The sequence below is a fragment of the Polycyclovorans algicola TG408 genome (assembly GCF_000711245.1).
In the GTDB taxonomy this organism is placed as follows: domain Bacteria; phylum Pseudomonadota; class Gammaproteobacteria; order Nevskiales; family Nevskiaceae; genus Polycyclovorans; species Polycyclovorans algicola.
Window position 1 is genome coordinate 1,126,057 of record NZ_JOMH01000001.1, and the last position, 13,828, is coordinate 1,139,884.

Consider the following 13,828-nt stretch of genomic DNA (forward strand, 5'->3'; position numbering starts at 1 on the left):
AAACGACGATCATTTAAACAAGTCGGTAATAATCATTGTTTTTCGTTCCGTGACCGTTCTGGCCAGTCGAGCGTCAAGGCGAACAGGGTCGGCCATGACTTTCCGGTCACCAGAAGTTGCCGTGTGTCGGCACGCCAGGCGATGCCATTCAAAACGTGATCGCTGGGTGACCAGCCTGCGGGTCGCGTCAGGCGTTGCCGCAGGTCGCGCAGGTCCAGTCGCCCCACCACGCGCCCGTCATCAGGGTCGAAGATGACGATGTCGTCCTTGCCAAAGCGGTTGGCAAATATCAGCCCGTCAATCCATTCCAGTTCGTTGAGTAGATGAACCGGTCGGCCGCGTTCCTTCACAGTGACGCGGCCGATGATCTGGCCATCGTCGGGCGACAGTTCATACAGCGTTGCGCTGCCGTCGGTCATCCAGATGCGCCGGCCGTTACCGGTCAAGCCCCAGCCCTGGGTGGTCAGGCGAAAGTGCGCAAGCGGCTCCAGGTCAAGCGAATAAATCAGGATCACACCCTCGCGCCAAGTCAGTTGCCAGATGCGTCGACCGTGCACGGTGATGCCCTCGCCGAACAGACGCGGATCGAGCGCGTAGCGCTTCAGAGTCTCGCCAGACGTCAATGATTTCCGATAAAGACCGGAGCGCCCGTAGAGCCCGGTGCTTTCGATCAATGCGTCGTCGTGCCAGAGCAAACCTTGGGTGAAATGCGTCGGGTCGTGTGGGTACTCGGCGACGATTTCATGCGCCCAAACCGGCGTTGATTTCTGCGACTCGGCACAGACATTCGCGGAGAAAAACAATGCCGTGAGTCCGAAAATCCATTGGCCAATACGCGTCATCAATTCGTCCGGGTTGCAATTTATCTCGCCGCTCAGTAGAACACGGACATCGCCGTGAACGATGTGCAGCATCAACGATGCATGGAGTGTCGGGCTGGCGATTTCGCGAGAGGTGATTGATGGATAGAGGCCCAATCAAAAATGGCCTCAGATTGCCTCGATTGCAGTGCCGGTTTTCGATCAGCGTTCATCACTACGGGGAATCAAATGGCGACTACAAAAGGCAAGAAAAAATCGGCAGCTCCGGCTGCCCCCAAAACGGCTGCGGCGAAAAAGGCAGCGCCAGTTAAGGCAGCCGTGGCCAAAGCCAAGGCGGTGGCTGCCAAGCCTGTGGCCAAGGTGAAGGCCGCCGTGAAGAAGGCCGCTGCGCCGAAGAAAGCGGCGGCACCGAAAAAGGCTGCGGCATCGAAGAAGACGACCGCGCCCAAGAAAGCGGCTGCGACAAAGAAGGCGGCGGCACCGAAGAAGGCTGCGCCCAAGAAGGCCGCCGCACCGAAGAAAGCGGCGGCTGCCAAAAAGGCTGCACCGAAGAAAGCGGCCGCCAAGCCGAAGGCCGCTGCAGCCAAGAAAGTGGCTGCACCCAAGAAGAAACCCGCTGCGCCCAAAAAGGCTGCCGCGCCGAAGAAAGTCGATGTGACGCCGGGGACTTACTAACCTTCTCAAAAGAAATGTCACCCTGCCGCATATTTGCACTCGGGCTGTCGGAAGAATGATTTCACGAGTTCGGGTAGCCGCTGGATTCGTCGGAGCGCACCGATGGCAAGGCGCTTCATTTCATCTTTGCTCTGCACCAACTGGCGCGAGACCTGCCGTTTCACATGGGCCCAGACCTGTTCGTCGGGGTTCAATTGCGGCGAGTAGGGCGGCAAGAAGAAGAGCTTGAGCTGTCCATTCAGGCTGTCGACGTAGTTTTTGATCAGCTTTGCCTTGTGGATGGGGTGACCGTCGACCACCACGAAAACCGGCTGCTCGGCCCCGATCATCAACCGCTTCAGAAATTCCCGAAACACCTGCGAAGTCACTGAGCCCTCATGGACCATAAATCGGAAATCTCCGCGTGGACTCACCGCCGAGATCATGTTCAACGAGAAGCGTCGTCCGGTGACTTGCACCACCGGGGTCTGCCCACGCGGCGCCCAGGTGCTGCCGGTGTGGTAGTCCGACCGAATGCCGGACTCGTCGGCAAAGTAGATCGTCGCGCCCGCTGCACGCGCCTCGGCCCGGATGGCGGGGTAGGTTTCCTGTTCCCATTGATGCACCAACGCCGCATCCTGCTGCCAAGCCTGATACAACGGCTTCTGTGCACTGAAGCCCAGCAGCTTCATGATTCGGCTGACAGAGGCCAGCGACAGCTTCTTGCCAAACTCACGGCGAATCAGTTCGGCAATCAGCGACAGCGTCCAAAGGCCAAACTGAAAGCGGTACTGCAACGGCGAGTGATCCCGTACCGTCTGTGCGAGCCAGCGCATCTCGTCAGCACTGACCTTTGGTGGTCTGCCGGGGATGGGCTTGGCCAGCAGCGCGTTCTGCCCGCCATTGACAAAGTCAGCCAACCACCTGTGAACACTGCGAACGTTCACACCAAAAGCCGCAGCAACACTTGCCGCAGGCTGGCCTTCACGCATGGCCTTGATCGCCTGCTGTCGCATTACCTGCAATGAATGATGATCGATAGAACGACCATCCGATGAGCGCTTGCATTTCATGGCCGTATTGTCTCATATTATGACAATACTTTCTAAAAGGTTAGTAAATGGCAACTTCTAGCGCGAAGAAAAAACCGGCCGCCAAACCTGCAGCCGTGAAGAAGCCCGCAGCCAAGGCGAAAGCTGCGGTTGCCAAGTCTGCCGCCAAGGTCAAAGCGGCAGCGAAAAAAGCCGACGCCAAACGCCCGGCAGCGCCCAAGCCAAAGGCCGTGCCGGCTGCGGCCAGGTCGGGCGCGAAGAAAGCTGATGCCAAGGCCAAAACGGTGGTCAAGAAAGCCGTAGCGGTGAAGAAGGCAGCCACCGCCCAGGTTGAGGCGCGGGCCAACAAGGCGGTCGCGGCGGCGAAGACAACGGTGTCCAAGGCCAAGGCAGAGCAGAAAAAGGTCGTCAGCAGCGCGAAGAAAACGGCGGCGGATGTCACCAGCACCGCCAAGAAGGTGGTGGCTGACTTCAAAGCAACGGCCACGGAGGCGGTTGAAACCGCGAAGGTCAAATCGCAGTCGGCATCTGCCGGTCCGAAGGCCAAATCACGCAAGGCCAGCGACAAGGTGAAAGAGGCAGTTGATAACGCCATGAAGGTTGTCGACCAGGCCAAGAAGACGGTCAGCAAGGCGCTGTCAAAAAAGAAGTAAGTCGGCGGTTGTTGCGGGAACCGATTTGAAGGGCGGCTACACTGGCCGCCCTTTTTTGTGAGTGGCGCCCATGATCCGCAGCATGACCGGCTATGCCCGACTCGAAGCGCAGAGTGACGAAGGTCGCATCGTTTGGGAGATGCGCGCCGTCAATCACCGCTATCTGGATTTGGGTTTCAAGCTACCCGAAGATTTCCGGGTGCTGGAAGCCGACATCCGCGCCGCCGTCGCCCCGGCGATTTCGCGCGGTAAAGTCGAAATCAGTTTGCGTTACAGCCGCGAGGCGGCGACCGCGACGACGCTGAATATCGACCATGCCCGCCTCGATGAAGTGCAGCAGGCGCTCGACGCTGTGGGCGCACAACTTGGCGCCAGCGCCGTGCCCGACCCGCTGCGCATCCTGCAGTTTCCCGGCGTGGTGCGCGCCGAGCAGCCCGATTTCACCGTGCTGATTGACCTGGCGCGCGACGGCCTTGATGCGCTGCTGAAAGATTTCAACGCCACGCGTGAACGCGAGGGCGAACGCCTCGGCGTCTTTCTCACCGAGCGTGCCGAAGCCTTGCAGGTTGCCGCCAGCGCCGTGCGTGAGCGCTACCCGCAGGTACGCGACAGTTGGTTGGAGCGCTTGCGCGTCCGTTGTCAGGAACTTGGCGTTGACGTTGAGCCTGCGCGCCTTGCACAAGAGTTGGCGCTGGCCGCGACCCGGCTGGATGTCGAAGAAGAGTTGTCGCGCCTCGAAGCCCATCTTGCAGAGCTGCGCAAAGTGCTCAAGCGCAAAGAAGCGGTGGGGCGGCGCCTCGACTTTTTGATGCAGGAACTCAACCGCGAGGCCAACACCCTGTCGTCAAAAAGTCAGGACGCCGAAATGACCCGGCATGGCGTTGACATGAAGGTGCTGATCGAACAGATGCGCGAGCAGGTTCAGAACGTCGAGTAATGACCATGAATGCCGAAACCCTGTGTTTGCTGGCGGCCGGCGTCTTCTTCCTCACCGGCTTGCTCACCGGCGTATGGAAGTACATGCACATTGCCCGCAGCCAGACCGCGACGGCACCCGTCTATGTCGATATCGCGCACCGCAGTTCACTGATGTATGCGTTCTCGGCGTTTCTGATTCACGGTTTCGTCCCTTACTCGCCGGTGTCGCCCGCCGCGACCGTCTGGGTGGTGGCGGTGCCGCTGCTGTTTTTCGCGGCGGCGATCGGCACCTATGTGCTGCACGGCATCTTGCGCGACACCGACAACCAGCTGCACAAGCCGTATGTGCTCGGCCAAGGGCAGGTGCATGGCGGGCTGATTCACGGCTTCATGTGGTTGCTGGCCCTCGGTGAGATCGGCGGCTTTTCCATCTTGTTCTGGGGCTTCCTGCGAGCGGTGTGAGGCGATGAATTTCTTTGATCGGGTTCAGCAACTGCATGCCCTGCTGCGGGATCGCCGAACGCCCATCAGTGGCCAGCAATTGCAGGATGAGTTGGAGTGTTCACGCGCCACCCTGCACCGCCTCATCGCCAAGCTGCGCGACGAACTGGGCGCCCCGATCCTCTACGAGCGCGAGCCGCCGGGGTATCGCTACCGCAGCGACGCCAACTTTGAATTGCCCGGACTGTGGTTCACGCCGCATGAGCTGGTCGCCCTGCTGACCATCGAGCGGGTGCTGGCCGAGACCGGACCCGGCTGGCTGGGTGAGCAGCTCAGCCCGCTGCGCGAAAAGGTGCGCAACCTGCTGGCCGATGAAACCGTCGGCCTGCCCGACTGGAGCGACCGGCTGCGCCTGCTCAGCCAAGCGGCGCGACCGGCGGGGCCCTCGTTTGCCACCGTGGCGTCGGCGCTGGCCCGGCGCCGGCGGCTCAAGGTGCGCTATCGCGCCCGCAGTCGTCAGGACGCGCGCAGCGAGCGTGAGCTGTCGCCGCAGCGGCTGACCCGCTATCGCGACAACTGGTATCTCGACGCTTGGTGTCATTGGCGCGAAGGCCTGCGGTCGTTCTCGTTGGACCGCATTGACGGCGCCGAACTGATCGACGTGCCCGCTCTGGACTGCGCACCCGCCGAGCTGGACGCTGCGCTTGCTGCCGGCTACGGCATCTTCGCCGGCCCGGCCCGCGACGTCGCCGAACTGGTTTTCTCGGCCGACGCGGCGCGCTGGGTGTCGGCCGAGCAATGGCATCCGCAGCAGCAGTTCGAGTGGCTCTCGGGCGGACGCTACCGGCTGCGCGTGCCCTATTCGAGCGGCGAAGAGCTGATTGCCGACCTGCTGCGTCATGGCGCCGCCGTCGAAGTCGTCGGGCCGCCCGCCTTGCGCGCTGCGGTGGCGAAGGCGCACCAGGCGGCTGCGCGACTCTACAGCGCCTGACGACGTCTTCAGCGCACCGTCTCACGAAATGAGACTGCCGGGTTTTAGGGTGATGACACGTCCACCCCGGAGTCCGACATGTCCGCTCACACCCCTGCCAATCACACTGCGGCGCCACGTCTTAGCCGCGCAACACTGGCCGGATTGCTGCTGGCCGGCACCAGCCTGGTGGCCTGCGCCGCACCCGAGGCGAACCCCGGCGCGCCGCCGGTGATGCTCACCGAGGTTGCTGCGCACCCCGGCCACAATCTGGTCCACGCCATGCGCGCCGGTGACACGGTGCGGCTCGAGGCCGATCCCGGTCATCCGTTTGAGCCGGATGCGGTGGCCGCCTACTGGGGCGCCTTCAAGCTCGGCTACCTGCCACGCGAGGCCAGTGCCAAGCTGCGCTGCCCGCCGGTCTGCAGAGTTGGCGACGAGCTGCCGATGGGCCGCATCGCCACGGCGGACAGTGGCACCATCGCGGTGGAAATTGTCATGCCACCGTGGACCATGGCGCGCATGGGCCACTGATGCGCCGCTATGCTGTCGCCCTCGTCAGGTTTGGGGGTCGAAGGGCGTGGAACAGGCCACATCGCAGGGCATGCAGGGTTCACTGGTGGTGGTGTCGGCGCCCAGCGGCGGTGGCAAGACCAGCCTGACGCGCGCGCTGCTGCCATGGTTGGCGAGACGCGGGATCAGCGCCGAAATCTCGGTGTCGTACACCACCCGAGCGCCGCGGGCCGGCGAGATTCCCGGCGAGCACTACCACTTCGTCACGCCCGACGATTTTGCCGAGCGGGTCGACAGCGGCGGGTTTCTGGAGCACGCCGAGGTCTTTGGCCGCCGCTACGGCACCGCCCGCGACGTCACCGAGGCGCGCTGTGCGGCCGGCGTTGACGTGATTCTCGACATTGACTGGCAGGGGCTGCGACAGGTGCGCCTGCACCGTGACGACGTGGCGTCGGTATTCATTCTGCCGCCGTCGGTCGAGGTGCTGGCCGAGCGCCTGCGCGGGCGCGGGCAGGACAGCGAGCACGTCATCGCCGATCGCATGGCCGCCGCGCGCGCCGAGATGCGCCACTTTGACGAGTACGAGCACGTGATCATCAACGACGACTTCAACGTCGCGCTGGAAGCCCTCGGGGCCATTTTTCTTGCCCGCCGCCACCGACAGCGCCAGCAGGCGGGGCAGCATGCCGAGCTGATCAGGCGGCTGCTGGGCTAAATCACCGCCGCTTCCCTGACGGACGCGCGGCTGTTAGACTCGCGCACTTGTTTTTTGACGCACCAAGGATTCCGATGGCTCGCGTAACCGTAGAAGATTGTCTCGACAAGGTTCCCAACCAGTTCGACCTGACCCTGATCGCCGCCAAGCGCGCGCGCCAGCTCGCTCGCGGCGCCGACTCGCGTCTTCCCTGGGGCAATCACAAGTCGACCGTGTTGTCGCTGCGTGAGATTGCTGAAGGCCTGACCGATCGCGGTGTGCTGGAAGAGGCCGAGCTTCCCGCCGTGCAGCAGCCGAAGATGGAGCTGGAAGCGCTGGACCCGTCTTTCGACGCCTGAGCCCGCCGCGTTCCAGAAAGCCCGCTCGATGCGGGCTTTTTTGTGGCCGGTCGCTTCTATACTGCGGGCATGGAGTTGCCCGTCATCCAACGTTTCAGTCAGGCCCTCAGGGTGCAGCGAGTCGAGCGTGAGTTCGGCATCGAGGCACTGGTGCGCATGCTCGAAACGTATTTGCCGGACGAGCACGTCGCCGAGGTGCGCCGCGCCGCTGAGTTCGCCACCAAGGTGCATGCCGGGCAAAGCCGCAGTAGTGGTGAGCCTTACGTTTATCACCCCTTGGCGGCGGCACGCATTCTCGCCGAGATGCGGATGGACCCGACCACCCTGATGGCGGCGATCCTGCACGACGTGATCGAAGACACGACGGTTTCCAAGCGCATTCTGCAGGAGCAGTTCGGGCTGGACGTGGCCGAACTGGTCGACGGTGTATCGAAGATCGACAAGATCGAAGGCATGAGTCGCACCGAGCGCCAGGCCGAGAGCTTCCGCAAGCTGCTGCTGGCCATGACGCAAGACCTGCGGGTGATTCTGGTCAAGCTGGCTGACCGGCTGCACAACATGCGCACGCTGGAGGGCATGGCGACCGAAAAGCGTCGCCGCATCGCCCGCGAGACGCTCGATATTTACGCCCCCATTGCCCAGCGCCTGGGCATCCAGTCTCTGCGTACCGAGCTTGAAGATCTGGCCTTCGCCAACCTGCATCCGGCGCGTTACGCGGTGCTGGCGCGGGCGGTCAAGGCCCAGATTGGCGACACCAAGAAAGTCATCAAGGAAGTCGAGACACGGCTGTCCAACTATCTGCGCGAAGAGGGCGTGGGTGCCAGCGTCGTCGGCCGCGAAAAAAACGTTTACAGCATCTACCAGAAGATGCGGAAGAAGAAGCTCAAGCTGCTCAAGGTCATGGACCTGCTCGGTTTCCGCGTGATCGTGCCCAAGCTGGATGACTGCTACCGGGCGCTAGGCGTCGTGCACCACGTGTTCAAACCGGTGCCCGGCGGCTTTGACGACCACATCGCCAATGCCAAAGCCAACGGGTATCAGAGCTTGCACACCGCGTGCATCGGCCCGGCCGGGCACAAGATTGAAATTCAGATTCGCACCCGTGACATGCACCACCTCGCCGAGGCCGGCATCGCCGCGCATTGGCAGTACAAGCTGGGCGCGCAGGGCAGCGGCCCCACCGCACCTCAGCTTCGCGCCCGCGAATGGCTGAGTGGATTGTTCGATTCGTACGACAGCTCCGGTGCGGTGGAGTTTGTCGAGAATGTGCGCATCGACCTGTTCCCCGATGAGGTCTACGTGTTCACGCCCAAGGGCGAGATTCGCCGTCTGCCCAAGGGCGCCACGCCGGTGGACTTTGCCTATGCGGTGCACTCCGAGCTCGGCGGGCGCTGCGTGGCGGCACGGGTTGATGGCCAGCTCGAACCGCTGTCGGTGACCCTGCGCCACGGCCAGACGGTACAGATCATCACCGCCCGTCACGCGCGGCCCAATGCGGCGTGGCTGAACTTCGTCAAAACCGCCAAGGCGCGTACGGCAATTCGCGGTTTTCTCAAGAACCAGCGTGAAGACGAAGCCATTCGCCTGGGCCGGCGCCTGCTGGAAATCGCCCTGCGTGACCTGAAGGTGTCGCTGTCCGTGCTCAAGGACACGCAGCGCATCGAAACCGTACTCCGCGCCTTTGCCCTTGAAGATCTTGAAGACCTGTACGCCAGCCTCGGCACGGGCGCGCGGCTGGCGCCGCTGGTGGCGCGTCACTTTGTGGCCGAGCCGGGTGACTTGCCCGAAGTCAGCAGCGCGGCGCCGTTGGCCATCGAGGGCACCGAAGGGTTGGTGATTGACTATGCGCGCTGCTGTTATCCGCTGCCCGGCGATGACATTCGCGGCCATATCAGTGTCGGTCGCGGCATCGTCGTGCACCGTGCCGAGTGCCGTCACGCCAAGGGCCGGCCGCAAGACTGGGTGCCGCTGATCTGGGCCGAGCAGTACCAGGGTGACTACTTCGCCGAGATTCGCGTGCGGGTGCTCAACAAGCGCGGCCTGTTGGCCAGCGTCACCAGCGAGATCGCGCTGTCGGATGCCAGCATCGAGCATGTGCAGATGCCCGATTTGCGCAAAGGCGACTTGCAGGGGCTGACCGAAACCCGCTTCGTCCTCTCGGTACGCGACCGCAACCACTTGGCGCGGGTGATTCGCCGCCTGCGTCGCATCGATTCGGTGGTGCGGGTGACGCGTCTATAAACTGCGGCGTCCACTTGCTCGCAGAGTCCCGCATGGCCAAGCAGATCATCCAGACCGACCGCGCACCCGCCGCCATCGGCACCTACTCGCAGGCGGTGCGGGTGGGCGACACCGTCTATCTGAGCGGCCAGATTCCCCTCGACCCGGTGACCATGGAAATGGTCAACGCCAGCGTTGATGACGAAATCCATCAGGTGTTCAAGAACCTGACGGCCGTGGCCGAGGCGGCGGGTGGCACCTTGGCTGACCTGGTCAAGCTCAATGTGTTTCTGACCGACCTTGCCCACTTCGCCAAGGTCAACGAAATCATGGCCCAGTATGTGCCGCAGCCTTACCCGGCACGCGCGGCAATTGGTGTCGCCAGCCTGCCGCGCGGTGCCCGCGTCGAGGCCGACGCGGTGCTGGTGTTGGGTGGCTGACAAGCCCAAAAAGGCGCCGCTGCCCCCGCCGGGGCTGGACACGCCGGTGACGTTTCTCAAGGGCTGTGGCCCGTTCCTGGCGCAGCGCCTTGCGGTGCTGGGCCTGACGCAGGTCGGTGACCTGTTGTTCCATCTGCCGACCCGGTACGAAGACCGGCGACAGGTGGTGCGATTGGGCGACTGGCTGGACGGCACGGAGGCGCTGTTTCGGGGGCGCATCACCGCTGCCGAAATGCGCCTGGCGCCGCGCCGCAGCCTGAAGCTGGTGGTCGAAGACGCCAGCGGCGCCGCGGTGCTGCGGATGTTCCAGTTTCATCAGCAGCAGCAACAGGCGCTGCAACGCGGGCGCTGGGTGCAGGGCTTCGGCGTGGGGCGTGTCACCCGCGACGGCCTGAGTTTCGCCCATCCCGAATGGGAGGTCGCCGACACGCCCGATGCGCTGGTCGTCCCCGACACCCTGACGCCGATCTACCCGGCGACCCAGGGGCTGACGCAAGCTCGACTGCGCAGCCTCATCGACGCCGCGCTGGCTTTGGCCGCCAAAACGCCGGGCTTCCTGCGCGCGGTGCCTGGCTTGTCTGCGCCGGACACGCTGACCGCGTTGCAGGCTTTGCACCGTCCGGCCGAGGCGCAGGCTGCCGAAGTCCTGGCGCAGCGCGCACACCCTGCGCAGCGGCGGCTCATCGACGAAGAATTGCTGGCCCACCAGATCAGCCTGCGCTGGGTGCGCCAGCAGTTGCAGCGCCGCCCGGCGCTGGTGGTCGCGGACTTTGCCGGCGCGCAGCAGGCACTGTTGGCGCGACTGCCGTTTTCACTGACCGGCGCCCAGCAGCGGGTGCTGGGGGATATTGCCGCCGACCTTGCCCAGCCGCGCCCCATGTTGCGGCTGGTGCAGGGGGATGTCGGCTCCGGCAAGACACTGGTCGCCGCCGCCGCCATGGTGGCGATGGTGCGGGCCGGTTTTCAGGCCGCGCTGATGGCGCCCACCGAGCTGTTGGCCGAGCAGCACCTGATCAACTTTCGGCAGTGGCTGACGCCGCTGGGTATCGAGGTGCGGCTGCTCTCGGGCCGGCTGCGCAAGCCCGAGCGTGACGCCACGCAGGCGGCCCTGCTGGACGGTAGCGTCGGCGTCACCATCGGCACGCATGCCTTGTTTCAGGACAGCGTGCGCTTCCTGCGGCTGGGGTTGATCGTCGTCGACGAGCAGCATCGCTTTGGCGTGCAGCAACGTCTGAGCCTGCGTGACAAGGGACCGGAAGGGCAGGCCACGCACCAGCTGATCATGAGCGCCACGCCCATTCCACGCACTCTGGCGCAGAGTCTGTATGCCGATCTTGACATCAGCACCATCGACGAGCTGCCGCCCGGGCGCACCCCGGTGAAAACCGTGGCCATCGTCAATACCCGCCGAGAAGACGTGCTGGCGCGCATCGGCGAAGTCTGTGCGGCAGGTCGCCAGGCCTACTGGGTGTGCACCCTGGTCGAGGTGTCGGAACAGCTCAGCGCCCAGGCCGCCGAAGAAACGGCAGCGCTGCTGCGCGAAGAGCTGCCACACCTGCGTGTGGGGCTGGTGCATGGCCGCATGAAAGCCGACGACAAGGACGCGCAGATGCGCGCCTTCAAGGACGGACGCACCCAGTTGCTGGTCGCCACGACGGTCATCGAAGTGGGTGTCGACGTGCCCAACGCTTCGATCATGATCATTGAAAACCCCGAGCGGCTGGGTCTTTCGCAGCTCCATCAGTTGCGCGGTCGGGTGGGGCGCGGCGCGGTCGAAAGCCAATGCGTGCTGCTGTATCAGGCGCCCTTGTCAGAGTCCGCCCAGGCGCGGCTGACGGCGCTGCGCAACAGCAACGACGGCTTCGTCATTGCCCAGACCGACCTTGACCTGCGCGGCCCCGGCGAGCTGCTGGGGCGTCGCCAGACGGGCGTGGTGGGCATGAAGATTGCCGATCCGGTGCGTGATGCCGAACGCATTCCGCCCTTGCAGGCCCTGGCGGACCGTTTGCTCGACACCCAGCCGGCGATGGCGCGCGGCCTGATCCGCCGCTGGGTGGGCGACTTCGAGCGCTACGGCGAGGTGTAAGCCGGGTGGACGCGCCGACCACCATCACCCTGAACCCGGTGGCGCTGCTGGCGCTCAAGGTTGCGTTGGGCATGATTGTCGCGGCGGTGGCGTTGAACCTGGACCGCGCACATGTGGCTGTGCTGCGCCGGGCGCCGCGCGCGCTGCTGGCCGGGCTGCTCAGCCAGTGGCTGGTGTTGCCGGGTCTGACCGTGGCGCTGATTCTGCTCTGGTCACCGCCGCCAGGCATCGCACTGGGGCTGCTGCTGGTCGCCGCCTGCCCAGGCGGCAATGCGTCGAATTACTTTTGTCTGGTGGCGCGCGCCAACCCGGCGCTGTCGATCACCCTGACCACCGTTTCGACGTTGCTCACGCCGCTGACGCTGCCACTGCTGTTTGCTGCCGGGACGGCGATCGTCGGGCTTTCAGCAACCGCGACTGCGCCCAAAGTGGCGGTTTTGCCGCTGCTGATGGAGCTGCTGCTGATCATCGTGCTGCCCTTGGGCTTGGCGTTGTTGCTGCGGCGCCAAACACCGGCGCTGGCGGACCGAGTCCGCACGCCGCTGCGCCGTTTCGCGGCCTTGATTCTGCTCGGTATCGTCATTGCGGGGCTGATGCAGGCGCCGGTACGACAGGTCGACACCATGGGCTTGTGGGCGCTGGTGGCGCTGCACAATGCCCTTGCGCTGGCGGCCGGGTACACGGTGGGCGCGCTCGCACGGTTGCAGGAGGCCGAGCGGCGCACCCTGGCCTTTGAAACCGGACTGCAGAACGCTGGCTTGGGGCTGGTGATCATCCTCACGCATTTGGGCGGCGTGTTTGAAATGGCGCTGGTTGCTGCCATCTGGGGGTTGTGGCACCTGGTTTCCGGGGCCGGGTTGGCATTGCTATGGTCGCGGTTCCCGCCCGCTGAACGGAGGCTCTGATGTCGCTCACCGCAAGCCCGCTGCCCGCCGCACGAGACGGCCTGCCGCAACTGATCGAGCCAGCGCCGGCGGGCCTGCCGGGGTTGGACGCGCTGCTGATCGCACTGCGCGCGGGCGCTGACGATGTACAGGAACGGTTGCGTCGCCACGGCGCGCTGCTGATGCGCGGGTTCCCGGTCAACACGCCCGCCGACTTCGAGCGCGTGGCCCGCGCCATCGACGACGACCTGAAGAACGAATACCTCGGCACCAGCCCGCGTGATGCGGTGACCGACTACGTGTTCTCAGCCAGTGAACTGCCGGGGTTCTACCCCATTCCGCAGCACTGCGAGATGACCTTCACGCGCACCCCGCCGCGACGCATCTTCTTCTGGTGTGACATTGAACCGGCCGTCGGCAGCGGCGAGACGCCACTGGTGGACTTCCGCAAGGTTTGGCGCGACCTGCCGGAGCCGGTGCGCGCGCGATTCGCCACCCGTGGCCTGCGCATGATCCGCAATTACGCCGGCCCCGGAACGCAGAAGCAGGACCTGTGGCAGCTCAAGCGCTGGGACGAAATGTTTCAGACCACCGACCGTGCCGAGGTCGAGCACATTGCCGCGCGAGAAGGCTTCGAGGCGGTGTGGAAGGCCAGTGACCGGCTGGCATTGGTCAGCACCCACGACGCCATGCGGCCGCACCCCGAAACCGGCGAGCCAGTGTGGTTCAACCACGCGCAGGTGTTTCATCTGTCGACCGGGCCGGCCGAGCTCAAGCGCATCTTTCGCTATCGGCCGTCGCTGCGTGGCTTGTTTTGGTGGTTGGCGGCCGAAGTGCTGACGGCGCGCAAGCGGCGCGTGGCCTCAGACGATCAGGCGATGCATTGCACCTGGCGCGATGGTTCAGAGATTGACCGTGCCGACCTGGACGCGGTGCGCGATGCCATCTGGCGAAACCTCGTGGTTATTCCGTGGCGGAAAGGCGACGTCGTGGCCATCGACAACCACGCCGTTGGTCACGGCCGCTTGCCGTATCGCGGTCCAAGACGGGTGTCGGTGTGCTGGGCCTGATGACGTCAGAGGTTATTGCCGGGCGCTGACGGCGACCGGAGACTGCGTGCTCG

At 64.4% G+C, this 13,828-nt stretch carries 15 protein-coding genes; 13 read left to right on the forward strand and 2 right to left on the reverse strand.

Features of this window, described 5'->3' with window-relative positions:
- Positions 1–32: 32 nt before the first annotated feature.
- Positions 33–842, reverse strand: coding sequence for a glutaminyl-peptide cyclotransferase (locus tag U741_RS0105415; protein WP_161776132.1), 810 nt, complete (start codon positions 840–842; stop codon positions 33–35).
- Between the two features lie 141 nt (positions 843–983).
- Between U741_RS0105415 and U741_RS18850 the strand changes: the two genes are divergently transcribed.
- Positions 984–1,496 carry a hypothetical protein gene (locus tag U741_RS18850; protein WP_200872680.1) on the forward strand — a complete coding sequence of 171 codons (513 nt, stop codon included), beginning with the start codon at positions 984–986 and terminating at the stop codon, positions 1,494–1,496.
- 17 nt (positions 1,497–1,513) lie between these two features.
- Here the strand turns inward: U741_RS18850 and U741_RS0105425 are convergent, their stop codons facing one another.
- Positions 1,514–2,548: an IS630 family transposase gene (locus tag U741_RS0105425; protein WP_029888535.1), complete on the reverse strand. Its 1,035-nt coding sequence runs from the start codon at positions 2,546–2,548 to the stop codon at positions 1,514–1,516.
- 47 nt (positions 2,549–2,595) lie between these two features.
- Between U741_RS0105425 and U741_RS18855 the strand changes: the two genes are divergently transcribed.
- The 12 genes from U741_RS18855 (at position 2,596) to U741_RS0105485 (ending at position 13,775) form a co-directional block, all read left to right on the forward strand.
- Positions 2,596–3,180: a hypothetical protein gene (locus U741_RS18855; protein WP_152551503.1), complete on the forward strand. Its 585-nt coding sequence runs from the start codon at positions 2,596–2,598 to the stop codon at positions 3,178–3,180.
- Positions 3,181–3,250: 70 nt separating this feature from the next.
- A complete protein-coding gene (locus U741_RS0105435; RefSeq protein ID WP_029889469.1) occupies positions 3,251–4,117 on the forward strand; it encodes a YicC/YloC family endoribonuclease in 867 nt (288 codons plus the stop codon).
- A 5-nt stretch (positions 4,118–4,122) separates the two neighbouring features.
- Positions 4,123–4,560, forward strand: coding sequence for a hypothetical protein (locus U741_RS0105440; RefSeq protein ID WP_029889470.1), 438 nt, complete (start codon positions 4,123–4,125; stop codon positions 4,558–4,560).
- Between the two features lie 4 nt (positions 4,561–4,564).
- Positions 4,565–5,530, forward strand: coding sequence for a helix-turn-helix transcriptional regulator (locus U741_RS0105445; RefSeq protein ID WP_029889471.1), 966 nt, complete (start codon positions 4,565–4,567; stop codon positions 5,528–5,530).
- 78 nt (positions 5,531–5,608) lie between these two features.
- Positions 5,609–6,043 (forward strand): hypothetical protein, encoded by a 435-nt coding sequence (locus U741_RS18270; RefSeq protein ID WP_152551504.1) that lies wholly within the window; start codon positions 5,609–5,611, stop codon positions 6,041–6,043.
- A gap of 70 nt (positions 6,044–6,113) precedes the next feature.
- Entirely contained in the window at positions 6,114–6,737 is a 624-nt protein-coding gene (gene gmk, locus U741_RS0105455; RefSeq protein ID WP_029889473.1) for a guanylate kinase, read from the forward strand.
- A 74-nt stretch (positions 6,738–6,811) separates the two neighbouring features.
- Positions 6,812–7,075, forward strand: coding sequence for a DNA-directed RNA polymerase subunit omega (rpoZ, locus tag U741_RS0105460; protein ID WP_029889474.1), 264 nt, complete (start codon positions 6,812–6,814; stop codon positions 7,073–7,075).
- 156 nt (positions 7,076–7,231) lie between these two features.
- The gene (locus U741_RS0105465) at positions 7,232–9,316 is read left to right on the forward strand and encodes a RelA/SpoT family protein (protein WP_029889475.1); all 2,085 of its coding nucleotides are present in this window, start codon (positions 7,232–7,234) and stop codon (positions 9,314–9,316) included.
- Between the two features lie 32 nt (positions 9,317–9,348).
- The gene (locus U741_RS0105470) at positions 9,349–9,735 is read left to right on the forward strand and encodes a RidA family protein (RefSeq protein ID WP_029889476.1); all 387 of its coding nucleotides are present in this window, start codon (positions 9,349–9,351) and stop codon (positions 9,733–9,735) included.
- Entirely contained in the window at positions 9,728–11,821 is a 2,094-nt protein-coding gene (gene recG, locus U741_RS0105475) for an ATP-dependent DNA helicase RecG (RefSeq protein WP_235200073.1), read from the forward strand. Before U741_RS0105470 ends, recG begins: the two co-directional genes overlap by 8 nt.
- 5 nt (positions 11,822–11,826) lie before the next feature.
- The gene (locus tag U741_RS0105480) at positions 11,827–12,726 is read left to right on the forward strand and encodes a bile acid:sodium symporter family protein (RefSeq protein WP_084154676.1); all 900 of its coding nucleotides are present in this window, start codon (positions 11,827–11,829) and stop codon (positions 12,724–12,726) included.
- Complete coding sequence (locus tag U741_RS0105485) at positions 12,726–13,775, forward strand: TauD/TfdA family dioxygenase (protein ID WP_052378524.1); 1,050 nt, start codon at positions 12,726–12,728, stop codon at positions 13,773–13,775. Before U741_RS0105480 ends, U741_RS0105485 begins: the two co-directional genes overlap by 1 nt.
- Positions 13,776–13,828 lie beyond the last annotated feature (53 nt).